Raw genomic sequence first — 19575 nt, forward strand, 5'->3', positions numbered from 1 at the left:
CTGAACATAGAAGGAACGCAATGGCAGCCAAGATTGTGGTGGTGACCTCGGGCAAGGGCGGCGTCGGCAAGACGACCACGAGCGCGAGCTTCGCGTCCGGGCTCGCGCTGGCGGGCAAGAAGACGGCTGTGATCGACTTCGACGTGGGCCTGCGCAACCTCGACCTGATCATGGGTTGCGAGCGCCGCGTGGTGTACGACCTGATTAACGTGATCCAGGGCGAGGCCAACCTGAGCCAGGCGCTGATCAAGGACAAGCAGTCCGACAACCTGTTCGTGCTGGCCGCCTCGCAGACACGCGACAAGGATGCGCTGAAGCAGGAAGGCGTCGAGAAGATCCTCAAGGAACTCGACGAGCAGGGCTTCGACTACATCGTGTGCGACTCGCCGGCCGGCATCGAGACCGGCGCGCTGATGGCGATGCACTTCGCCGACGAGGCGCTCATCGTCACCAACCCCGAGGTGTCGTCGGTGCGCGACTCCGACCGGATCCTCGGCATGCTGGGCTCGAAGACCAAGCGCGCCAAGGAAGGCGGCGAACCGATCAAGGAACACCTGCTGATCACGCGCTACAACCCGAACCGCGTGGCGGGCGGGCAGATGCTGTCGCTGGAGGACATCCAGGACATCCTGCGGATCAAGCTGATCGGCGTGATCCCCGAGTCCGAAAGCGTGCTGCAGGCCTCCAACCAGGGCATCCCGGTGATCCACGACAGCGAAAGCATCGTGGCGCAGGCCTATGCCGACGTGATTGCGCGTTTTCTCGGCGAGGACAAGCCGATGCGCTTCGTCGACGCGGAGAAGCCCAGCTTCTTCAAGCGCTTCTTCGGCGGGAGGTAAGGGATGTCGTTTTTCTCGTTCCTGCTGGGCGAAAAGAAGAAGACGGCGGCTGTCGCGAAAGAGCGGCTGCAGATCATCCTGGCGCACGAGCGCAGCAGCCTCAGTGGCAAGCGTCGCCCGGACTACCTGCCCGAGCTGCAGCGCGAGCTGATCGCCGTGATCTCGAAGTACGTGTCGATCAATGCCGAGGACATCAAGGTCAACCTGGAGAGGCAGGACGACCTGGAGGTGCTCGAGGTCAAGATCGAACTGCCGGACGGCACGGCCCTCGCGGCGCGTTGAACGGCTCCGGGCTGCTGGAGCCCAGCTTCACGCCGCCGCGATGAAGGCGGTGACCTGCTGCAGCACGGGCGGATCGCGCAGGATGCGGCGGTGGCCCAGCGCCTCGGTGGCGACCAGCCGGGCGCCGGCAATCGCGTCGCGGTAGGCCACGCCGTCGGCGAAGCGGTTCACGCGGTCGTCGCGGTCGTGCACCACCAGCGTGGGCTGCACGATACGCGGGCCCACGGCCGCGGGCTCAAGCAAGGGCATCAGGATGCCTTCGCGCGCCTCGATCCGGTGCTGCATCGCTGCACGGGTGCGTTCGCTGAGGCCGAACACATGGGCGAAGTAGCGGGTAAAGGCATGCGGCGAGGCCGGCGGCGCCAACAGCACCAGGCGCTCGGCACGCGCGCCGCGGCTCGCAGCGTAGGCAAGCGCATTGGCGCCCAGGGAGTGGGCTGCAATGGCCTTGAGCGGCGACCCTTCCAGCGCCAGCCGCGCCGTGACGTACTCGATGGCGCGTGCGAACTGCGCGAGGTTGCTCGCCGTGCCGTCGCTGCGGCCGTGGGCCGGCATCTCCAGCAAGAGCGGCGAGAGCCCGGCGGCCGCAAGCGTCTGCGCCAGCGGCACCATCTGGCCGGCATGGCCGCCCCAACCATGGACCAACAGCACGAGCGGTGCATCGGGCATCGAGGCGATGGGCGCATAGAGGCCCAGGCTGGTTTGCTCGAAGGCCCAGGCTTCGCGTTGCCATTCAGCGCCAGGCCCATCGGGACGGTTGAGCCACTTGAGCGGCAACGGCGTACCGAAGAGACGATGGGCCGCGCGCACGCCCATGGCTGGCCAGGCTCGCTCGGAGGCAGCCAGCAACAGACGCAAGGCGCGCATCCAGGGGCTCGCACCGTAGTAGTTGGAAGTCGCGGCCGCAGCCGCCGTGGAAGTGGCAGTCGACATGGCGGGCTCCCGCGGCTCAGTACCAGACCCACTCTTCATTGCTGCGGGGCAGGCTGCGCACGGTATCTACGACCGTGCGCACACCCAGCCCGACCAGGCAGGCACCGAGGAACAACAAGGCGATCAACATGACTTTCTCCTTTATCGCACGATCGTGCGAAATATAAGCGAACAAGGGGCGGTGGTTCGGACGGACATGGGGCTTCAGGCGCGGTAGCTCGCGACCGTTCGCTGCCACGAATGCAGGGCGCGGTCGCCTGCACGGCTGTCGCGCAGGAAGCGCGCGTCGTGCAGCAGGGACATGATGAGGCCGTTGATTTCGCTGACCAGCTGTGCCGGATCGGTGTCGGCCCGCAGTTCGCCGGTGTCCACGGCCTGCTGCACGCTGCGCCGCAATGCGGCGCGCCAGCGCGTGACTTCCTCGACCAGCACGTCGCGCAACTCGCCCTCGCGGTCGTCGAGCTCGAAGGCGCCCGCCGTGTAGATGCAGCCGGTTTCGGATTCGACGTCGCGGGTGCGCACGATCCAGCGGGCGACGATGTCGTCGAGACGAGCCAGGCCCTTGGGCTTTTGCATGGCGGGCACGAAGACGTCGGCCAGGAAGCGGCGCCCGAATTCCTCGATGACCGCCTTTTGCAGCGCCTCGCGCGAACTCACGCGCGAGAAGACGCCGCTCTTGGACAGGCCCAGCCGCGTGGCCACGGCCTGCAGCGTGATGGCTTCCAGTCCCTCGGCCGAGGCGAGATCCATTGCCGCGCCGACGATGGCGGTACGGGTCATCTCGCTCTTCTGGGTCTTCGCATCCATGATGGCGCTAAATTTAGCACAGTCGTGCGAAATAGCAAGCCGCAAAGAATTCGGGCTTTGCAGCTTCCATGGAGGCGGCATCCCGGCGTATCGTGGCGGCTCCAACCACAACCCGGAGAGATGAGCATGGCAACCAGCAGCAAATCGAGCAGCGGCGCCGGCGCCAAGAAGGCAGGCCCGACGGTCGCGGACGATGTCCAGGACGCTTTCATCAAGCCGCTGAAGGGCATGGCCGACCGGCTGCAGAACCTGCCGCTGGCGGGGGCGGCCGGCGCCATCGTGGAGAGCGGGCGCAAGGACCTGGCCGCGCTGATGGAAGCCAACGAGAAGTCGTATCAGGGGCTGCAGGCGGTGGTCCAGCGCCAGACCGAGATGCTGAAGGCCTCGATCGTCGAATGGCAGGGCGCGGTCAAGGGCATGTCGCCCGCGGAGCCGCGGGAAAACCTGTCCAAGCTCGACGCGATGGGCAAGGCGGCTTTCAAGCAGGCGCTGGACGACATCCGGGAGCTCTCGGAACTGGCGGCGCGCTCGCAGGCCGAGGCCTTCGACATCGTGAGCCAGCGCATCCGCTCGAACGTCGACGAAGTCAGCAAGCTGCTGAAGGCACCGAAGAAGTAAGGTGTTGCTGAAACGGCGGGCCGGCATGCCGGATCGGCCATATTGAGAAAAAGGTCCACGACGCGCTCAGCAGTAGGCGTACATTGGACCTCTTTCTCGCGAAATCGGAGCGATCTTGGCCAAGGCATCGACTTCTCTCATCCGCAGACCCGCCGTTCCGGCGACCGACGAGACCTTGATTCGTGAAAGGCTCCGGGCGGCATTGCCTGCCACGGTCGAACTGCTGAAACAGCGCCAAGCGGATCGGATTGCCGATGCCGATATCGAGGCCTACGTGTCGCTCAACTGGCTCGAATGGCACGGCGGCGGGCTGCGGCTCACCATCACCGGGCGCAACATCTGCGCACAGACGGCGGCCGCGGCCGCCTGAGCCGCACAACGGATCTCCGGCTTTACTGCGACGCGATGATCTGGGCGATCAGCCCGGTCGCGATCGCGGCCAGCACAAGGTTGCCGTCCGCACTCACCCAGTGGTAACCGCTCGGCGGTGCCTGCAGTCGCTGGGCGCGCCAATCGCGCACCTCGTAGCCGTGGCCGCGGTAGGCAGGGGGCAGATAGCCGCCACGCTGCCAGCCACGGTGGCCTTCCCATTGGCGATGATCGCGGCGGTCGTCGTGGCGGTAGTCGTGACGCTGATCGCGGCGATGGTCGTCGCCCCGGTCATGACGCTGCGCATAGCGGGGACCATCGTCCGAGCGGCGATGCGAATCGCCCCAGCGGCCGTCCTGCGCCATGGCGCTGCCGGCCATGCAAAGGGCCATCACCGCTGCGACGGCACTGGTACGGAAGCTGCTGCGCTTGTTCATCATCACGACTCCTTCATTGCGTTGGAACATGGGCTCATTGTGGAAAGCCCATGTGTCGCGCACGCAGGCCGCGAATGTGGCGGCCATGAAGGGTGTAAGCGCAGGTAAAGCGCTGCCGCCCTTACGGGGAAGTGCTTTGCGGTCCCACAGCGGGGGCTGCGCCGTGCCCCTGTCCGCCGCCAGGCAGCTTGCGGCCCAGCGACTCGCCGAAGTTGCGGATGGGCCGGCTCGCGCGCTCGGATCCGCTGCTGATGCCCCGCCGCGCGGCATCGTCTGCGCGATCGATGCCGCGGCCTGCCGCATCGGTGCCACGCTGCATGCCGCCGATGACCTTGCTGTCGCGCGGCGGTGACTTGAGCGTGTCGGCACGTTGGTGGGCCGTGGGGGGATGGTTGGCGTTCTGCGCGCTCGCGGCCAGCGGCAGCGCGAGGCAGGCCGCAAAAACCGCGGCAGTCGCGCAACGAAGAGGCTTGCTCGGCATGGATCGATCTCCTTGAAGTGCAGGTGTCATTCGCCCGCGGCGGCGCGCGCCATGCGCTCGCTCTTCCAATAGACGTCGTCGCCGCCGTCGATGCGGTTGAGCACGCGTGCAAGCACGAAGAGCAGGTCGCTCAGGCGGTTGAGGTATTGGCGTGGCGCGTCGTTGAGCTCGGCCTCCGCGCCGAGCGCCACCACGGCGCGTTCGGCGCGACGCGCGACGGTGCGGCATACGTGGGCCTGCGAGGCCGCGCGCGTGCCCGCGGGCAGGATGAACTCGGCCAGGCGTGGAAGCGCCGCATTGTGCTCGGCGAGCGCGTTGTCCAGCTGCAGCAGCGCATCGCCCTTGAGCAGCGTGAACCCCGGCATCGACAGTTCGCCGCCCAGGTTGAACAGCTGATGCTGCACGTCGACGAGCAGCTCGCGCACACCATCGGGCATCGGCTCGCACAGCAACAAGCCGACGTGCGAGTTGAGTTCGTCGACCTCGCCCATGGCGTGCACGCGCTGGTGGTCCTTGGGCACGCGCGTGTTGTCGCCCAGGCCGGTGGTGCCGTCGTCGCCGGTACGCGTGGCGATCTGTGAGAGTCGGTTGCCCATGTCGATGTGCTGATGAAGATTCGGGGGTAATCGGTGTGGTAATCAAAGGGGGCGCGGGAAGGTGTGTTCGAGGATGTGCTTCCCTGGCCCGGTTCGTAGAATGGTAGCCCCCTGACGGAGACCCGCCGATGAATGCGCCCACCGCCCTTGCCCACCTCACCCCGGCCATCGCACTGCGCGACGTGCCCGATGCGCTGATCGAGGCGCTCAAGGACCGCTTCAAGGACCAGTGTTCCACGGCGCTGGCCGTGCGCACGCAGCACGGCCGGGACGAATCGTCCTTCGATGCGCCGCCGCCCGCAGCGGTGGTGTTTGCCGAGAGCACGCAGGACGTGTCCGACGCCGTGAGGCTCGCAAGCGAGCACAGCGTGCCGGTGATCCCCTTCGGTGTCGGCTCGTCGCTCGAGGGCCACCTGCTCGCGGTGCAGGGCGGCATCAGCATCGACGTCAGCCGCATGAACCACGTGCTCTCGGTCAATGCCGACGACCTCACGGTCACGGTGCAGCCGGGCGTGACGCGCAAGCAGCTCAACGACGACATCAAGAGCACCGGGCTCTTCTTTCCGATCGACCCGGGTGCGGATGCATCGATCGGCGGCATGACGGCCACGCGCGCCAGCGGCACGAACGCCGTGCGCTACGGCACCATGCGCGAGAACGTGCTGGCGCTCGAAGTGGTTACCGCCACCGGCGAAGTGATCCGCACCGGCACGCGCGCGAAGAAGTCTTCCGCAGGCTACGACCTCACCCGACTGATGGTCGGCAGCGAGGGCACCCTGGGCGTGGTGACCGAGATCACGCTGCGCCTGTATCCGCTGCCCGAGGCGGTGTCGGCCGCGATCTGCTCGTTCCCGAGCATCGAGGCTGCCGTGCGCACGGTCATCGAGATCATCCAACTGGGCGTGCCGATCGCGCGCGTCGAACTGATCGACGTGAACACCGTGCGCATGGTGAACGCCTACGCCAAGCTCGGCCTGCGCGAAGAGCCCATGCTGCTGATGGAGTTTCACGGTTCGCCCGCGGGCGTGAAGGAGCAGGCCGAGACCGTGCAGGAACTCGCCAGCGGCCATGGCGGCAAGGCCTTCGAATGGGCGAGCACGCCCGAGGAGCGCACGCGCCTCTGGACGGCACGGCACAACGCCTATTTCGCGGCAGTGCAGTCGCGCCCCGGCTGCCGCGTGATCAGCACCGACACCTGCGTGCCCATTTCGCGACTGGCCGATTGCCTGCTCGAATCGGTGGCCGAAGCCGATGCGAGCGGCATCCCCTACTTCCTCGTGGGCCACGTGGGCGACGGCAATTTCCACTTCGGTTATCTGCTCGATCCGGATGCGCCCGAAGAGCGCGTCACGGCCGAGAAGCTCAACCATGCGCTGGTGTCGCGCGCACTCGCGCTGGAAGGCACCTGCACCGGCGAGCACGGCGTCGGCCTGCACAAGATGGAGTTTCTGGTCAACGAAGCCGGTGCCGGCGCCATCGACATGATGCGCACGATCAAGCGCGCGCTCGATCCGAAGAACATCATGAATCCGGGGAAGATTTTCAGCCTTTGAGGGCCTTACTTGCAGGGATGTGCCTCGATCGGCTGCGATCGGCGTCCTTTAGACAGCAATCGACAAAGCCCGGGGCTCGCAAGAGCCGCCGGGCTTTTTGTCCGAGGCGACCGGGCTGCGCGCCCGCGCTCTTATTTGGTATTGCGACGCGCCGGCGCACGTTCGGCAGGCGCCGAGGTTTGCGAAGGCGCCACGCCGCCATCCACACCCAGCCGTCCGCCGCCGCCCAGACCCTGGCCTTGCACCGTCTGCGCCTTGTAGTTGCGCAGCGAAACGACCATCTGGTTGAACGCGTCCATGAAGGCAGCGCTGATGACCTTGCCTTGGGCCGTGTTGGTGTAGCCGCCGAGGCCACCGGCCCCGCCGCCGCCGAACACGGAGCCGAAGGCGCCGAAGTCGGTCTTGGAGGCGCTGCCCTCGGAGGCCGCGACCTGCACGCCGGAACGGTTGTCGATGAGGGTCAGCAGCGCACTGGCTTCCTTGGTCTGCAGGTTGCCGCCCACTGCCGCCAACACGCCGCTGTAGCGCCCGCCGACCAGGCCGCCGAGCCCGCCACCCATGCCACCGGCATTGCTGTTGCTGAACACGATTTCGGGAGACAGGCCGTAGTCCGAAGCCACCATCTGGCCGCGGCCGAAATTGCTGCCCTGGCGCATTTCGCCGGAGGCCATCAGGTCGCGCTCCCGCGACATGGCGTTCATGCCGGCAGCGCCGCGCTCGACCACCACGAAGCAGTTGGATTGCTGGACCAGAAGGCGCAGCAGGTTGGCGGTGGGCGGGAGGCGGTATTCGTTGCGCAGGATGGTGTACCAGCCGGCCGATTGGTTCTCGATGAGCGAGACGGTGCCCAGCGGAGAGGCGCAGCGTTCGAGTGTGCTGCTGGTGTTGGCCGAGGCGGAACCGGCGGCGCTGCCGGTCGCCACCGTCTTGGCGCTCTGGCTTCCCATCTGCATGTCGGTCGTCTGGCAGCCAGTCAGAAGAAGTGCCCCCAGGGCGACGGCAGCAAGCGGAAAACGGGCGGTGGTCATGTGGCGGTCCTCAGAGAACTTTCGAACTACAGTTAAAAAACGTAACGGGCAAGCATATTCGCAAAGGCGCCGCCGGACAACCGCCCAGAAGCATGAAGTCGCGTCTTTGCAGAATTAGGCCGTTTGGCGGATGCGGTCGATGAGACCGTTGAGGGCCTCGAGTGAACCGAAGTGGATGGCAAGCTCACCGCTCTGCTCCACCTTGCCGCCGCGTTTGCTGCGCTTCTTGATCCGCACCTCGACCTCGGCCGCCAACAGGTCGGCGAGCTCTTCCTCGACGCGCTGCAGATCGCGCGATTTCTCGCCGCCGCCGCGATGAGCCGGTGGACGCAAGCTGAATTCGGCGCTCAGCTTCTTGACCAGTGCCTCGGCCTCGCGCACCGACAACTTCTTCGCTGCAATCTGGTTGGCCGCGGTGATCTGGGTGCCCTTGTCGAGCGACAGCAGCGCGCGGGCATGCCCCATGTCGATGTCGCCCGCCATCAGCATGGCCTGCGCGGGCTCGGCCAGATTGAGCAGCCGCAGCAGATTGCTGGCGGCACTGCGCGACCGGCCCACGGCCTGGGCCGCGGATTCGTGCGTCAGGCCGAATTCGGCCACCAGCCGCTGCAAGCCCTGCGCTTCTTCGAGCGGGTTGAGATCTTCGCGCTGGATGTTCTCGATCAGCGACATCGCCGCGGCGGCCTCGTTGGGCACGTCGCGCACCAGCACCGGCACACTGTCGAGCCCAGCCAGCCTGGCCGCTCGGAAGCGGCGCTCGCCGGCAATGATTTCGAACTCCGCGTTCTTCACGCGCGCCGCCTCGGCATCGAGCCGCCGCACCAGGATCGGCTGCATGATGCCCTGCGCCTTGATGCTCTCTGCCAATTCGTAGAGCGCGCCTTCGTCCATGCGCGTTCGCGGCTGGTAGATGCCGGGCACCATCTGGTCGAGGTTCAGGGTGGTGGGATTGGCCAGCGCGACTTCGTCGTTGGCCGGGTTGTCCGGGCCATTGAAGGTGGGGCCCAGCAGGGCTTCGAGTCCGCGGCCGAGGCCCTTGGGTTTCTTGGTGGCCATCGAGGTCATTCTTCTTTCAGCAAGTCGTTCAGCAGTTGTCGTCCTTCGGGCCAGTCCCCGAGGCCGGATTCGGCGTTGATGTGCCCCCGGCGGCCAGCATCGATGTAGCGCGCCGCCCAGTCGCGCGCCATGCCCCGTGAGCGCTCGGCGCTGCAATAGGGGTCGTCGCTGGCCGCGATCATGAGGGCGGGGAACGGCAAAGGCTTGCGCACGATGGGCGCCCAGCCGGGAATCATCTGGCGAATGTCTTCGCGCTCCAGGTCGCCAGGCGCGACCAGCAAGGCCGCGCGCACCTTGTGCGTGTTGCGCGAATGGGCTGCCCATGCGGCCACGAGGATGCAACCCAGGCTATGGGCCACCAGCGCTACGGGCGCCTTGGCGGCCAGTACTTCCTCTTCGAGCCGTGCCGACCAATCACCGCGCAGGGGCCGCATCCACTCGTGTTGCTCGACCCTGCGGTCGCCATGCACGGCCTCCCACCGGCTCTGCCAGTGCGGCGGATCGCTGTTCTGCCAACCGGGCAGCAGCAGGACGGTGGTGGCGGCAGCGGTCATGCGCTCCAGAATTGATAGCAGTCAGGTACCGACCGGCGGGCTCAGAGGCCTTGGGGGTCTTGCACTGCGACAGGCGGTGGCGCCATCGGCGCGGGTGCAGGCGCAGCGCCGGCCAGTGCACTGGCCGGAGGCATCTTCTGCACGAGCTCTTCGGCAAACGCCACGAAAGCCTGGCTGCCCCGGGCTGCCGGATCGAAGATCACCCCCGGCAAGCCATAGCTCGGCGCCTCGGCAAGTCGCACATTGCGCGGAATCACCGTGTCGAACACCTTGTCGCCGAAGTGGGCCTTGAGCTGCTCGCTGACCTGCTGCTGCAGGGTGATGCGCGGGTCGAACATGATGCGCAGCAAGCCGATGATCTGCAGGTTCTTGTTAAGGTTGGCATGCACCTGCTTGATGGTGTTGACCAGGTCGGTCAGCCCTTCGAGCGCAAAGTACTCGCATTGCATCGGCACGATGACGCCGTGCGCGCAGCACAAGCCATTGAGCGTGAGCAAACTCAAGCTCGGCGGGCAGTCGATCAGGATGAAGTCGTATTCGGCGCCGACCGTGGCCAGGGCCGTCCGCAGGCGTTTTTCGCGGCGATCCAGAGCCACCATCTCGACTTCCGCACCGGCCAGCTCGCGGTTGGCGCCCAGCACGTCGTAGCCACACTTCTCCGCCCTCACCTTCGCCTCGGTCACCGACGCCGATTCGAGCAGCACGTCGTACACCGTCGTTTCGAGCCGGCGCTTGTCGATGCCCGAGCCCATGGTCGCATTGCCCTGCGGGTCGAGGTCGATCATCAGAACCCGCTGGCCCACCTTGGCCAAGCCGGCCGCCAGATTGACGGTGGTCGTGGTTTTGCCCACGCCGCCCTTCTGATTCGCAACGCAAAAAATCTTGGCCATGCTAGTGATTGGCCGCCAGCTTGATGCCGAAACCAATCAGGAACACGCCTGCCAGCTTTTCAAACAGTGCAGAAATGCGCGGATTGGCGCGCAGCCGAGCGGCCAAAAAATGCGTGAGCAGCGTGGCGGTAAGGCAATAGAAGAAGGTCAGAACGGCGATCGTCAGCGCCATCACGGCAAAGGTCAGAAGTCCTTGATGCCGAGCCGGGTCGACGAACAGCGGGAAAAACGCCATGTAGAACACGATCGCTTTCGGGTTCAGCAAGGTGATGGTCAACGCCTGACGGAAGTACTGACGGGGGCGGATGTTCAACAAGGGCGCGGCGCCCGGCTTGGCGGTCAGCATGCGGAAACCCAGCCAAGCCAGATAGATGGCGCCCAGCCACTGCACGGCCTTGAAGGCCGGCGGAAACGCGGCCAGCAATGCAGCCACGCCGGCCACAGCCGCCCACATCAAGATCTGGTCACCTGCAATCACCCCGAAGGTTGCTGCCATGCCCGCCCGAATGCCCCCTTTGCTGGTCGAGCTAATCAGCGCAAGATTCCCAGGGCCGGGAATCGCGAGAAAAAGAATGATGGCGGCAACGAATGCGCCGTAGTCAGCGATGCCGAACATGGAAAACTGCCTTGATGGGGAGGGATCGAGTCTAAGCGAGGTGGACTCGTCGAAGGTTGCTCAGGCGGGCTGTTTTCGCGCCCAAACGATGCAGCGCTCCGCATCAAGGCCGGGCACGTCCAGTTGTTCCACGTGAAACACCTCAACGCTGGCAGGCACCTGCGCCAGTTCGTCAACCGGCTTCCTGCCTTTCATGGCCATCCAAATGCCGTCGTCCGCCAGGAGGTGCGAGGAGCCCGCGAAAAAGTCAGGCAAGGATGCGAAGGCGCGCGAGCTGATCAGTTCATATTGCCCACTGAGCGACTCCACGCGTGCATGCTTTCCCCGAAGATTCGGGAGCTGCAGCTCACCGGCCACTTGTTGCACAAAGGCCGCCTTCTTGGCGACAGCATCCAGGCATTCCACGGCGATATCCGCTCGCATGATGGCGATGACCGCACCCGGGAGGCCCGCACCGGCGCCCACGTCGAGCAAAGTCGCCCTCCCCGGCCATTGACGAGCCAGGGGAACAACAACGGCCAAGCTGTCAAGCAAGTGATGGGTCAGCACACTGGCGGAGTCACGAAGCGCCGTGAGGTTGTAAACCTTGTTCCATTTCAGGATCAATGCGGCGTAGGCCAGCAATCTTTCACTTTGCAGGTCGTCCAGTTGGAGCCCCAGCTTCGCCGCGCCGTCGCGCAGCACGCCCGCCGCGATCATTCGGCGGCCGTCTGCGTCACCGCGGCAGCGTCCCGCGAAAAGGCGCGATGCCCGCGTTTGCGAAGATGGATCAGCAAAAGGGAAACCGCAGCCGGCGTGACGCCCGAGATTCGAGAAGCCTGGCCCAGCGTTTCCGGGCGATGCTTCGCCAACTTCTGGCGCACCTCGAAGCTCAGCGCAGTGACTTGGCCGTAGTCCAGATCGGCAGGCAACTGCAGATTCTCGAAATGCGCCGCGCGCTCGACCTCGTCTTGCTGGCGATCGATGTAGCCAGCGTACTTGGCGGCAATCTCGATCTGTTCGATCTCGGATTTCCCAAGCGGCTGGTCAGACGCGTACTTCCCGCCGTCCAGCGACATCAGCGACGCGTAGTCGACATTGGGCCGACGCAGCAGATCGCCCAAGTTGTATTCATGCTCGATGGCCTTGCCGAGAACGCGCGCTGACTCATCGGGCGGCAGGTTGCGAGGGTTCACCCAGATCGAACGAAGTCGTTCTGTTTCACGTGAAACAAGATCGCGCTTGCGCGAGAACGCATCCCAGTGCGCATCGTCCACCAATCCAAGCCGCCGGCCAGCCTCGGTCAGCCGCATGTCGGCGTTGTCCTCGCGAAGCTGGAGACGGAATTCGGCCCGGCTGGTGAACATGCGGTAGGGCTCGGTCACGCCCTTCGTGATCAGGTCATCGACCAGCACACCCAAATAGGCCTCATCGCGCCGCGGCAACCAAGCCGCTTCTTCCCTGCACAGCAGCGCCGCATTGATGCCGGCAAACAAACCCTGCGCCGCCGCCTCCTCATAGCCCGTGGTGCCGTTGATCTGCCCGGCAAAAAACAAGCCCTGAATGGCGCGCGTTTCGAAGCTACTCTTGAGCCCGCGCGGGTCGAAGTAGTCGTACTCGATGGCGTAGCCCGGGCGCAGGATGTGAGCGTTCTCCAGTCCGGCCATCGACCGCACCAGCTGATACTGGACGTCGAAAGGCAGACTGGTCGAAATGCCGTTCGGGTAGTACTCGTTGGTCGTCAGGCCCTCGGGCTCGAGAAAGATCTGGTGGCTTTCCTTGTCAGCGAAGCGGTTGATCTTGTCTTCCACGCTCGGGCAGTAGCGCGGTCCGACCCCATCGATCTTGCCGGTGAACATCGGGCTCCGGTCGAAGCCCGAGCGAATGATCTCGTGCGTCCTCGCATTCGTATTCGTGATCCAGCACGGCATCTGTTCGGGATGCATCTCCTGCCGACCCATGAAGCTGAACACCGGCATCGGCCCTGCCCCACCTGGCATGCCATCGCCCGGCTGCTCGACGCACTTCGAGAAATCGATGCTGCGCCCATCCAGCCGCGGCGGCGTTCCCGTCTTGAGCCGACCCTGCGGCAGCCTGAGCTCCTTCAGACGCGCAGACAGGCTGACGGCCGGCGGGTCACCCGCACGGCCAGCCTGGTAGTTGTCGAGGCCCACATGAATGCGGCCATCGAGAAAGGTGCCGGCCGTCAGCACCACGGCACGCGCACGAAACGCGATTCCAACCTGCGTCACCGCACCGACCACCCGATCGCCCTCGACCATCAAGTCGTCGACGGCCTGCTGAAACAGCGACAAGTTGGGCTGGTTCTCCAGCCGCCGTCGAATCGCAGCCTTATAGAGAACGCGGTCGGCTTGCGCGCGCGTCGCACGCACAGCCGGGCCTTTGCTCGAATTGAGGATGCGGAACTGAATGCCCGCCTCATCGGTCGCGATCGCCATCGCCCCGCCAAGCGCGTCGACCTCCTTGACGAGGTGCCCCTTGCCGATGCCGCCGATCGACGGATTGCAACTCATCTGCCCCAGCGTCTCGATATTGTGGGTGAGCAGCAGCGTGCGTGCGCCCATGCGCGCGGAGGCCAGCGCGGCTTCGGTACCGGCATGGCCGCCGCCGACGACGATCACATCGAATTCTTCGGGGTACAGCATGGAGAGAGGCGCACGGCGCGCGCGCTGGCGGAAAGGGGCGCCAATTTTAGTCGCCGGCGCCGCCCTGCGTAGGATGCAGGGACAAGGCGAATGGCTGCGCGCGCCCGTCGAAAGGCGCACTCCGCGGCTACGCAGCGCTATGCTTTTTGTAGCAACACAGCACCGCTGCCAGCGCCCGTGCGGGCGCCGCGCGACCTGCTTCGTTCGACGACGGCCCAATGCGTGCGCGTCACGTCCAGCACACGCACGATGCGATGCGCCGGACTCTGCAATCTCACGGCCAGCGGCTCACCCGCCAGCCCTCGCAACAACCGATGCAGCATCGTCAGTCCAACGCTTTCTTGGCCGCGCCGATGCCCAGTGCCGCCAGCACCAGGAACACGATCGCGATGATCAGGAACAGGCCGAACAGCAGCTTCGCGATACCGGCAGCACCGGCAGCCACACCGCCGAAACCCAATGCAGCCGCGATCAGCGAGATCACGGCAAAAATGATGGCGTACTTCAACATGAACGTTCTCCTTGGCTGCAGACCCCTGCCGCAGCGCTAAGGACTGTAGAGTCGCCGCCCCTGCGAGCCCGGTAGTCGCCCCCCGCAGCGCACCGTAGGACAAGGCAAGTTGTCCTTGAAGACCTCAGCGAAGACGCTAGCATCGCTCCTCCCTCCCGAGAACCAATCCATCAAACCTGGAGCATTCGAATGAAGCTGTACTACTCACCGGGCGCCTGCTCGCTCTCCCCGCACATCGCCTTGCGCGAAGCCGGCGTCGCCTTCGAGCCCGTGCTGGCGAGCACCAAGAGCCACAAGCTGAAGGACGGCACCGACTACTACGGCATCAACCCCCTGGGCTACGTGCCGATGCTCGAACTCGACGACGGCACCCGCTTGCGCGAAGGCCCGGCCATCGTGCAATACATCGCCGACCTCGCACCCACCAAGAACTTGGCGCCCGCCGCCGGCACGCTGTCGCGCTACCGCCTGCAGGAGTGGCTCACCTTCATCGGCACCGAGATCCACAAGACCTATTCGCCCTTCTTCAACCCCGCCATGCCCGACGAGGCGAAGGCCGTCTTCAAGTCCAAGCTCGAGTCGCGCTACGAGTGGCTCAACCGCGAGCTCGAGGGCAAGGAGTACCTGATGGGCGAGCACTTCACCGTCGCCGACGGCTACCTCTTCACCGTCACCAACTGGGCCAAGCCGGTCGGCATCGACCTGTCGCCCTACCCGAACGTGCAAGCCTGGCACGCACGCGTGGGCGCGCGCCCGGCCGTGCAAGAGGCGCTCAAGGTCGAAGGCCTGAGCAAGTAAGCAGACGCGTGGCGCTCAGCCGGCCAGCGGCCGCTGCCGCCACGCCAGCAGGGCCCCGACCCACAGCGTGAGGGCCGAGGCCACCAGGCCGCGCGCCAGCCCCCCCGGCCCGTCGGAAATCCATCCGGTCACGGTCGGCCCCACGATCTGCCCCAGTGCGAACACGATGGTGAACGCGCTGATGCCCGCGGCCCATTGCGGCGCCGGCAGGTTGTGGCGCACCAGCGCGGTCGTCGACGCCACCACCGACAGGAACACCGCGCCGAACAGCAGCCCCGACAGCAAAGCCACCGGCCATGACGCGCTGAGCACCGGCAGCAGCGTCGCCGCGCCCAGCAGCAGGTTGAGGAAGGCCTGCGGCTCGCCGCCGCGATAACGATCGAGCAGCCCCGCCCACAATCGAGCCGAAGCCACGCAGGCCACACCGAGCAGTGCATAGAAGGTGGTGATGCCACCGGTGCTCGCGCCCTCTTCGCGCAATAGCGCGATCACGAAAGTCATGTAGCCGATGTAGCCCATGCCGAAGCACATGTACCCCGCCAGCGCCCAGCCGAAGCGCCGCACGCCAGGCCCCGCGCCGGCGCCGGCCGCCGGCGCAGCTCCACCGGCGCCCGGTCGATCCTGCTGCGCCGGCATCGCACGCACCGCCAACGCCAGCAAGACGGTGGCCGCCACGCTGGCCGCCGCCAGCGCCCACCAGGCCCAGGCCCACCCGTGCGCGCGGCCCGCGGCCGACTGCAGGGCCAGCGGCACCAGCAGTGCCGACAAGGTGATGCCGAAGCCGGTGCCGCCGTAATAGAGCCCCAGCAATAGCCCCGTGCGCGCAGGCTGCAGCGCACCGAGCCGCGCGGCCAGCACGCCGCCGGCCACGAACACCCACGCACTGGCCAGGCCCGCCAGCAGACGCTGCACGAGCAGGGCCGGCGCCGACGTGAAGAAGCCACTGGCCGCCATGAACAGGCTCGCCAGCATGCAGCCGCCGACCAGCAGCCGCGTGTGGTCGAGGCGCCGCATCATGGCCGGCATCATCAATGCGCCCACCAGGTAGCCCGCCGCGTTCGCCGTGTTCATGCCGCCCGCGAGCGCGTAGCTCCAGCCCAGGTCGGCCCGCATCGGCGGCAACAGCAGTCCATACGAGAAGCGCGTGATGCCCAGCGACACCGCAGCCCCCATCGACAGCGCCACCGCCAGGCGAAGGGCCTGGCCCGGTGTGATCGAAGTGCTGGGGCTCGTCATGGACTGCGGCGATTCTGCGGCATGCCCGTCGCCTAGCACCAAACCGACAACCTCGTGCGTGCGGGCCCGCGCGCGTCGGCGTACTGTCGCGGGTCTTCAAGCAACCATCCGCAGGTGCCGATGTCCTCTCTTTTCGACCCTCTCCAGGCCGGCCAGCTCCAGCTTGCCAACCGCGTCGTCATGGCCCCGCTCACGCGCAACCGCTCGCCCAACGCGGTGCCTCAACCGATCGCCGCCACCTACTACGCGCAGCGCGCCGCCGCCGGCCTGCTGATCACCGAGGCCACCGCCATCAGCCACCAGGGCCAGGGCTATGCCGACGTGCCCGGCCTCTACGGCGTGGAACAGCTCGAAGCCTGGAAGCACGTCACCGATGCCGTGCATGCCAAGGGCGGCAAGATCGTCGTGCAGCTGTGGCACGTGGGCCGCGTGTCGCACAACGAACTGCAGCCGGATGGCGGCCAGCCCGTCGCACCCTCCGCCATCACCGCCAAGACCAAGACCGTGCTGATCAAGGACGGCGTGCCCACCTTCGTCGAGACCTCGGCACCGCGCGCGCTCGATGCCGAAGAGCTGCCCGGCATCGTCCACACCTACGCCGCGGCCGCCCGCAATGCCGTGCACACCGCCGGCTTCGACGGTGTCGAGGTGCATGGCGCCAACGGCTACCTGCTCGACCAGTTTCTCAAGACCGGCAGCAACCATCGCGACGACGACTACGGCGGCAGCATCGAGAACCGTGCACGCCTGCTGCTCGAGGTCACGCGTGCCGTGGTCGATGCCGTGGGCGGCGGCATTACGGGCATTCGCCTGTCGCCGGTCACGCCGGCCAACGACGCGCACGATGCCGACCCGCAGCCGCTCTTCGAGTACGTGGTGAAGCAGCTCGCGCCTCTGGGACTGGCCTATGTCCACATCATCGAAGGCGCCACCGGCGGCCCGCGCGAGATCGACGACCGACCCTTCGACTACGAAGCCCTGAAGGCCGCCTACCGCCAGGCCGGCGGCAAAGGCGCCTGGATGGTGAACAACGGCTACGACAAGCCGCTGGCCGAAGCAGCGCTGAAGGAAGGCGACGACCTGGTCGCCTTCGGCAAGCCCTTCATCTCCAACCCCGACCTGGTACGCCGCCTGAAGGAAGGCGCCCCGCTCAACCCGTGGGACAAGAACACCTTCTACGGCGGTGGCGAGAAGGGCTACATCGACTACCCGGCGCTCGCCTGAGCCGGCGCCGACGCTGAGCCCGGCGCCGCGGCCGGCGTGGCGCGAAAGGCCACGCCGACCCGCAGCCCGCCCGCCTCGCTCGCCTTCTCGAAGCGCAGCTCCGCGTCGAGCAGCGCCGCATAGCGCGCAACGATCGCCAGGCCCAGTCCGGCGCCCTGCCCCAGCTTCTGGCCCTCCGGCCCCTGCGACCAGCGCGCCGTCACCGCACGGCGCATCTCATCGTCGATGCCCGGCCCGTCGTCGGCGACCGACAGAGTGCGCCCCGCCAGCTCGATCGTGATGGTGCGCCCGCCGTAGCGCAGCGCGTTGTCGATCAGGTTGTCGAGGATGCCCTCGACCAGCGCCGCATTGGCCTGCACCGTCACCGGCGCGTCCAGGCCCAGCGCGCCCAGGTCCACGCCCTGCGCATCGGCGCGCGCGAGGTGCCGGAGCACCGCCTGCTCCACCAGCATGTCCAGCCGCAGCGGCTCGCGCTGCAGTGCCGTGTGCCCCTCGTCGGCCAGCGCCAGTCCCAGCAGCTGATCGACCAGGCGACTCGCGCGCGACTGGCTGGCGGCGATCTGCTGCAGCTGCTCGCGCCACACCGCCGGCGCGTGCTGCGCCAGCCCGTAGTCGGCCAGCGCGCGGATGCCCGCGAGCGGCGTGCGCAGCTCGTGCGCCACGTTGCCCGCGAACTCGCGCTGCGCCCGCACGCTGTAGCCGAGCCGCTCGAACAACGCATTGAGCGTTTCGCCCAGACGCTCCAGCTCGCGCGAGCTGCGCGCCACCGGCACCGGCGCCAGGTCGGATGCGTCCCGCTGGTCCAGCGTCTGCCGCAGTTCGCCCAGTGGCCTCAGCTCGCGTTCGATGCGGCGCCACAGCCAGATTGCCAGCAACACCAGCAGCACCAGCTGCGGCGCCAGCGAATAGGCCAGCAGCCGCTCGACCAGCGCACTGCGGGCGCGCGTCGTCTGCGCGATCACCACGCGAAAGGCATTGGGCTGCTCGTGGTGCAGGGTCACGGCGCGCAGCGGGTGCCCCTGGTAGTGGATGTCGGAAAAGCGGTAGCGCGCGCCCTCGTCGGGCTGCGGTGCCTGCAGTCCCGCATGGCCGGCCAGCAGCGAGCCATCGGGCCGCAGCACCGCGAAGAACATCGTCTCCGACTGATCGAAGAGCACGCTCGTCACCTCGCGCGGGGACAGGCGCAGTTGGATGTCGCGCTCGTTCGCCTCGACGTTGGCCGACACCGCGTAGGCATCATCGAGCAGCGAGCGGTCGAAGGCCTGCTCGGTGAAGTGGCTCGCCACCGCCACCGCCACCGCCGTGCCTCCGAGCCAGGTCAATGCCAGCGGCAGCAGAACCCGCCGCAGCATCCGCCCCGTGAGCGAGGGCGCGCCCGCCTTCGGCGGCGCTTCGCTCACGCAGTGGCTTCCAGCAAGTAGCCGATGCCGCGCAACGTGCGGATGGCCGCACCGCTGCCCACCAGCTTCTTGCGCAGCCGCGAGATGAAAGCCTCGAGCGCGTTGTCGCCCAGCGACTCGTCGAAGGTCGAGAGCTTGTCGGACATCGCACGCTTGCTCACGGTGCGGCCCGGCGGGCTCATGAGCTCCCACAGCACTTCGAACTCGCGTGCCGGCAGGTCGAGCGGAAAGCTGTTCACCGTGAAGCGGCGCGCCTTGCGGTCGAGCTTGAGCCGGCCCAGCGTCGCCACGTCGTCCGTGCCCTGCGCGCGCCGCACCAGCGCACGCAGGCGTGCTTCCACCTCGGCCAGGTCGAAGGGCTTGCCCAGGTAGTCGTCGGCGCCGGCATCGAGCCCGGCGATGCGCTCCTCGGTGCGGCCGCGCGCCGTGAGCACGAGCACCGGCGTGCGGTCGCCGCGCGTCCGCGCATGGCGCAGCACGTTGAGACCGCTGGTCAATCCGCTGGTGGGCGCGGCAGTGGCGGGCAGGTTCAGGTCGAGCAGCACCGCATCGAACAACTGCACGCGCCACAGGTGGTCCGCGTCTTCCGCATTGGCAGCCACGTCGACACGGTGGCCCGCATCGTTGAGGCTTCTCAACACCACGCCGCGCAGCACGGCATCGTCTTCGACCAGGAGGATTCGCATGGGAGCAGCCCGCAGA

The 19575-nt window shown here is 66.9% G+C and carries 23 protein-coding genes; 7 read left to right on the forward strand and 16 right to left on the reverse strand.

Going from position 1 to position 19575, the window contains the following annotated elements:
* Positions 1-20: 20 nt before the first annotated feature.
* Positions 21-839 carry a septum site-determining protein MinD gene (gene minD, locus B0W80_RS15460; RefSeq protein WP_077000043.1) on the forward strand — a complete coding sequence of 273 codons (819 nt, stop codon included), beginning with the start codon at positions 21-23 and terminating at the stop codon, positions 837-839.
* 3 nt (positions 840-842) lie between these two features.
* Positions 843-1121, forward strand: coding sequence for a cell division topological specificity factor MinE (gene minE / locus B0W80_RS15465; protein ID WP_077000044.1), 279 nt, complete (start codon positions 843-845; stop codon positions 1119-1121).
* 27 nt (positions 1122-1148) lie between these two features.
* Here the strand turns inward: minE and B0W80_RS15470 are convergent, their stop codons facing one another.
* Both B0W80_RS15470 and B0W80_RS15475 read right to left on the reverse strand, forming a co-directional pair.
* Entirely contained in the window at positions 1149-2054 is a 906-nt protein-coding gene (locus tag B0W80_RS15470) for an alpha/beta fold hydrolase (RefSeq protein ID WP_077000045.1), read from the reverse strand.
* 204 nt (positions 2055-2258) lie between these two features.
* Positions 2259-2861, reverse strand: coding sequence for a TetR/AcrR family transcriptional regulator (locus B0W80_RS15475; RefSeq protein ID WP_077000046.1), 603 nt, complete (start codon positions 2859-2861; stop codon positions 2259-2261).
* A 126-nt stretch (positions 2862-2987) separates the two neighbouring features.
* Between B0W80_RS15475 and phaP the strand changes: the two genes are divergently transcribed.
* Complete coding sequence (gene phaP / locus B0W80_RS15480) at positions 2988-3479, forward strand: TIGR01841 family phasin (protein WP_077000085.1); 492 nt, start codon at positions 2988-2990, stop codon at positions 3477-3479.
* Positions 3480-3594: 115 nt separating this feature from the next.
* Positions 3595-3849 (forward strand): hypothetical protein, encoded by a 255-nt coding sequence (locus B0W80_RS15485; protein ID WP_077000047.1) that lies wholly within the window; start codon positions 3595-3597, stop codon positions 3847-3849.
* Between the two features lie 22 nt (positions 3850-3871).
* Here the strand turns inward: B0W80_RS15485 and B0W80_RS15490 are convergent, their stop codons facing one another.
* Genes B0W80_RS15490 through B0W80_RS15500 form a run of 3 tightly spaced genes read right to left on the reverse strand, consistent with a single transcriptional unit; the run spans position 3872 to position 5362 of the window.
* Entirely contained in the window at positions 3872-4372 is a 501-nt protein-coding gene (locus tag B0W80_RS15490) for an RcnB family protein (protein ID WP_256856588.1), read from the reverse strand.
* Between the two features lie 34 nt (positions 4373-4406).
* Positions 4407-4766, reverse strand: a complete 360-nt coding sequence (locus B0W80_RS15495) for a hypothetical protein (protein WP_077000049.1) — start codon at positions 4764-4766, stop codon at positions 4407-4409.
* A 26-nt stretch (positions 4767-4792) separates the two neighbouring features.
* Positions 4793-5362: a cob(I)yrinic acid a,c-diamide adenosyltransferase gene (locus B0W80_RS15500; RefSeq protein ID WP_077000050.1), complete on the reverse strand. Its 570-nt coding sequence runs from the start codon at positions 5360-5362 to the stop codon at positions 4793-4795.
* A gap of 128 nt (positions 5363-5490) precedes the next feature.
* Between B0W80_RS15500 and B0W80_RS15505 the strand changes: the two genes are divergently transcribed.
* Entirely contained in the window at positions 5491-6915 is a 1425-nt protein-coding gene (locus B0W80_RS15505; protein ID WP_077000051.1) for an FAD-binding oxidoreductase, read from the forward strand.
* Positions 6916-7046: 131 nt separating this feature from the next.
* Here the strand turns inward: B0W80_RS15505 and B0W80_RS15510 are convergent, their stop codons facing one another.
* From B0W80_RS15510 to B0W80_RS15545, 8 genes are all read right to left on the reverse strand, one after another.
* A complete protein-coding gene (locus B0W80_RS15510; protein WP_077000052.1) occupies positions 7047-7943 on the reverse strand; it encodes a CsgG/HfaB family protein in 897 nt (298 codons plus the stop codon).
* 114 nt (positions 7944-8057) lie between these two features.
* The gene (locus B0W80_RS15515) at positions 8058-8999 is read right to left on the reverse strand and encodes a ParB/RepB/Spo0J family partition protein (protein ID WP_077000086.1); all 942 of its coding nucleotides are present in this window, start codon (positions 8997-8999) and stop codon (positions 8058-8060) included.
* Between the two features lie 5 nt (positions 9000-9004).
* The gene (locus B0W80_RS15520) at positions 9005-9553 is read right to left on the reverse strand and encodes an alpha/beta hydrolase (RefSeq protein WP_077000053.1); all 549 of its coding nucleotides are present in this window, start codon (positions 9551-9553) and stop codon (positions 9005-9007) included.
* Positions 9554-9594: 41 nt separating this feature from the next.
* Positions 9595-10443 (reverse strand): ParA family protein, encoded by an 849-nt coding sequence (locus B0W80_RS15525; RefSeq protein ID WP_077000054.1) that lies wholly within the window; start codon positions 10441-10443, stop codon positions 9595-9597.
* 1 nt (position 10444) lies between these two features.
* Complete coding sequence (locus B0W80_RS15530) at positions 10445-11059, reverse strand: LysE family transporter (RefSeq protein WP_077000055.1); 615 nt, start codon at positions 11057-11059, stop codon at positions 10445-10447.
* A gap of 60 nt (positions 11060-11119) precedes the next feature.
* Complete coding sequence (gene rsmG, locus B0W80_RS15535) at positions 11120-11758, reverse strand: 16S rRNA (guanine(527)-N(7))-methyltransferase RsmG (protein ID WP_077000056.1); 639 nt, start codon at positions 11756-11758, stop codon at positions 11120-11122.
* Complete coding sequence (gene mnmG, locus B0W80_RS15540) at positions 11755-13704, reverse strand: tRNA uridine-5-carboxymethylaminomethyl(34) synthesis enzyme MnmG (RefSeq protein WP_077000057.1); 1950 nt, start codon at positions 13702-13704, stop codon at positions 11755-11757. Before mnmG ends, rsmG begins: the two co-directional genes overlap by 4 nt.
* 325 nt (positions 13705-14029) lie before the next feature.
* The gene (locus B0W80_RS15545) at positions 14030-14215 is read right to left on the reverse strand and encodes a DUF1328 family protein (RefSeq protein WP_077000058.1); all 186 of its coding nucleotides are present in this window, start codon (positions 14213-14215) and stop codon (positions 14030-14032) included.
* A 189-nt stretch (positions 14216-14404) separates the two neighbouring features.
* Between B0W80_RS15545 and gstA the strand changes: the two genes are divergently transcribed.
* Entirely contained in the window at positions 14405-15013 is a 609-nt protein-coding gene (gstA, locus tag B0W80_RS15550; protein WP_077000059.1) for a glutathione transferase GstA, read from the forward strand.
* Positions 15014-15028: 15 nt separating this feature from the next.
* Here the strand turns inward: gstA and B0W80_RS15555 are convergent, their stop codons facing one another.
* Positions 15029-16249 (reverse strand): YbfB/YjiJ family MFS transporter, encoded by a 1221-nt coding sequence (locus B0W80_RS15555; RefSeq protein WP_077000060.1) that lies wholly within the window; start codon positions 16247-16249, stop codon positions 15029-15031.
* A 120-nt stretch (positions 16250-16369) separates the two neighbouring features.
* On the opposite strand from B0W80_RS15555, the gene B0W80_RS15560 reads away from it, so the two are divergent.
* Positions 16370-17473, forward strand: a complete 1104-nt coding sequence (locus B0W80_RS15560) for an alkene reductase (RefSeq protein WP_077000061.1) — start codon at positions 16370-16372, stop codon at positions 17471-17473.
* Here the strand turns inward: B0W80_RS15560 and B0W80_RS15565 are convergent.
* Entirely contained in the window at positions 17455-18825 is a 1371-nt protein-coding gene (locus B0W80_RS15565; RefSeq protein WP_083745426.1) for a sensor histidine kinase, read from the reverse strand. The genes B0W80_RS15560 and B0W80_RS15565 overlap by 19 nt on opposite strands.
* A gap of 44 nt (positions 18826-18869) precedes the next feature.
* Positions 18870-19559, reverse strand: coding sequence for a response regulator transcription factor (locus B0W80_RS15570; protein WP_077000063.1), 690 nt, complete (start codon positions 19557-19559; stop codon positions 18870-18872).
* Positions 19560-19575: the final 16 nt, after the last annotated feature.

This window comes from Variovorax sp. KK3, assembly GCF_001984055.1.
GTDB lineage: Bacteria > Pseudomonadota > Gammaproteobacteria > Burkholderiales > Burkholderiaceae_C > Variovorax.

Excerpts from the sequence above, each read along its gene's own strand:
- B0W80_RS15545 (WP_077000058.1), bottom strand. The coding sequence starts at position 14,215 with ATGTTGAAGTACGCCATCATTTTTGCCGTGATCTCGCTGATCGCGGCT.
- B0W80_RS15515 (WP_077000086.1), bottom strand. The coding sequence starts at position 8,999 with ATGGCCACCAAGAAACCCAAGGGCCTCGGCCGCGGACTCGAAGCCCTG.
- B0W80_RS15495 (WP_077000049.1), bottom strand. The coding sequence starts at position 4,766 with ATGCCGAGCAAGCCTCTTCGTTGCGCGACTGCCGCGGTTTTTGCGGCC.
- B0W80_RS15510 (WP_077000052.1), bottom strand. The coding sequence starts at position 7,943 with ATGACCACCGCCCGTTTTCCGCTTGCTGCCGTCGCCCTGGGGGCACTT.
- B0W80_RS15505 (WP_077000051.1), top strand. The coding sequence starts at position 5,491 with ATGAATGCGCCCACCGCCCTTGCCCACCTCACCCCGGCCATCGCACTG.
- B0W80_RS15555 (WP_077000060.1), bottom strand. The coding sequence starts at position 16,249 with ATGACGAGCCCCAGCACTTCGATCACACCGGGCCAGGCCCTTCGCCTG.
- B0W80_RS15500 (WP_077000050.1), bottom strand. The coding sequence starts at position 5,362 with ATGGGCAACCGACTCTCACAGATCGCCACGCGTACCGGCGACGACGGC.
- B0W80_RS15490 (WP_256856588.1), bottom strand. The coding sequence starts at position 4,372 with ATGGCCGCCACATTCGCGGCCTGCGTGCGCGACACATGGGCTTTCCAC.
- B0W80_RS15525 (WP_077000054.1), bottom strand. The coding sequence starts at position 10,443 with ATGGCCAAGATTTTTTGCGTTGCGAATCAGAAGGGCGGCGTGGGCAAA.
- rsmG (WP_077000056.1), bottom strand. The coding sequence starts at position 11,758 with ATGATCGCGGCGGGCGTGCTGCGCGACGGCGCGGCGAAGCTGGGGCTC.
- B0W80_RS15475 (WP_077000046.1), bottom strand. The coding sequence starts at position 2,861 with ATGGATGCGAAGACCCAGAAGAGCGAGATGACCCGTACCGCCATCGTC.
- B0W80_RS15560 (WP_077000061.1), top strand. The coding sequence starts at position 16,370 with ATGTCCTCTCTTTTCGACCCTCTCCAGGCCGGCCAGCTCCAGCTTGCC.
- B0W80_RS15470 (WP_077000045.1), bottom strand. The coding sequence starts at position 2,054 with ATGTCGACTGCCACTTCCACGGCGGCTGCGGCCGCGACTTCCAACTAC.
- phaP (WP_077000085.1), top strand. The coding sequence starts at position 2,988 with ATGGCAACCAGCAGCAAATCGAGCAGCGGCGCCGGCGCCAAGAAGGCA.
- minD (WP_077000043.1), top strand. The coding sequence starts at position 21 with ATGGCAGCCAAGATTGTGGTGGTGACCTCGGGCAAGGGCGGCGTCGGC.
- B0W80_RS15570 (WP_077000063.1), bottom strand. The coding sequence starts at position 19,559 with ATGCGAATCCTCCTGGTCGAAGACGATGCCGTGCTGCGCGGCGTGGTG.
- minE (WP_077000044.1), top strand. The coding sequence starts at position 843 with ATGTCGTTTTTCTCGTTCCTGCTGGGCGAAAAGAAGAAGACGGCGGCT.
- B0W80_RS15530 (WP_077000055.1), bottom strand. The coding sequence starts at position 11,059 with ATGTTCGGCATCGCTGACTACGGCGCATTCGTTGCCGCCATCATTCTT.
- gstA (WP_077000059.1), top strand. The coding sequence starts at position 14,405 with ATGAAGCTGTACTACTCACCGGGCGCCTGCTCGCTCTCCCCGCACATC.
- B0W80_RS15565 (WP_083745426.1), bottom strand. The coding sequence starts at position 18,825 with ATGCTGCGGCGGGTTCTGCTGCCGCTGGCATTGACCTGGCTCGGAGGC.
- B0W80_RS15520 (WP_077000053.1), bottom strand. The coding sequence starts at position 9,553 with ATGACCGCTGCCGCCACCACCGTCCTGCTGCTGCCCGGTTGGCAGAAC.
- mnmG (WP_077000057.1), bottom strand. The coding sequence starts at position 13,704 with ATGCTGTACCCCGAAGAATTCGATGTGATCGTCGTCGGCGGCGGCCAT.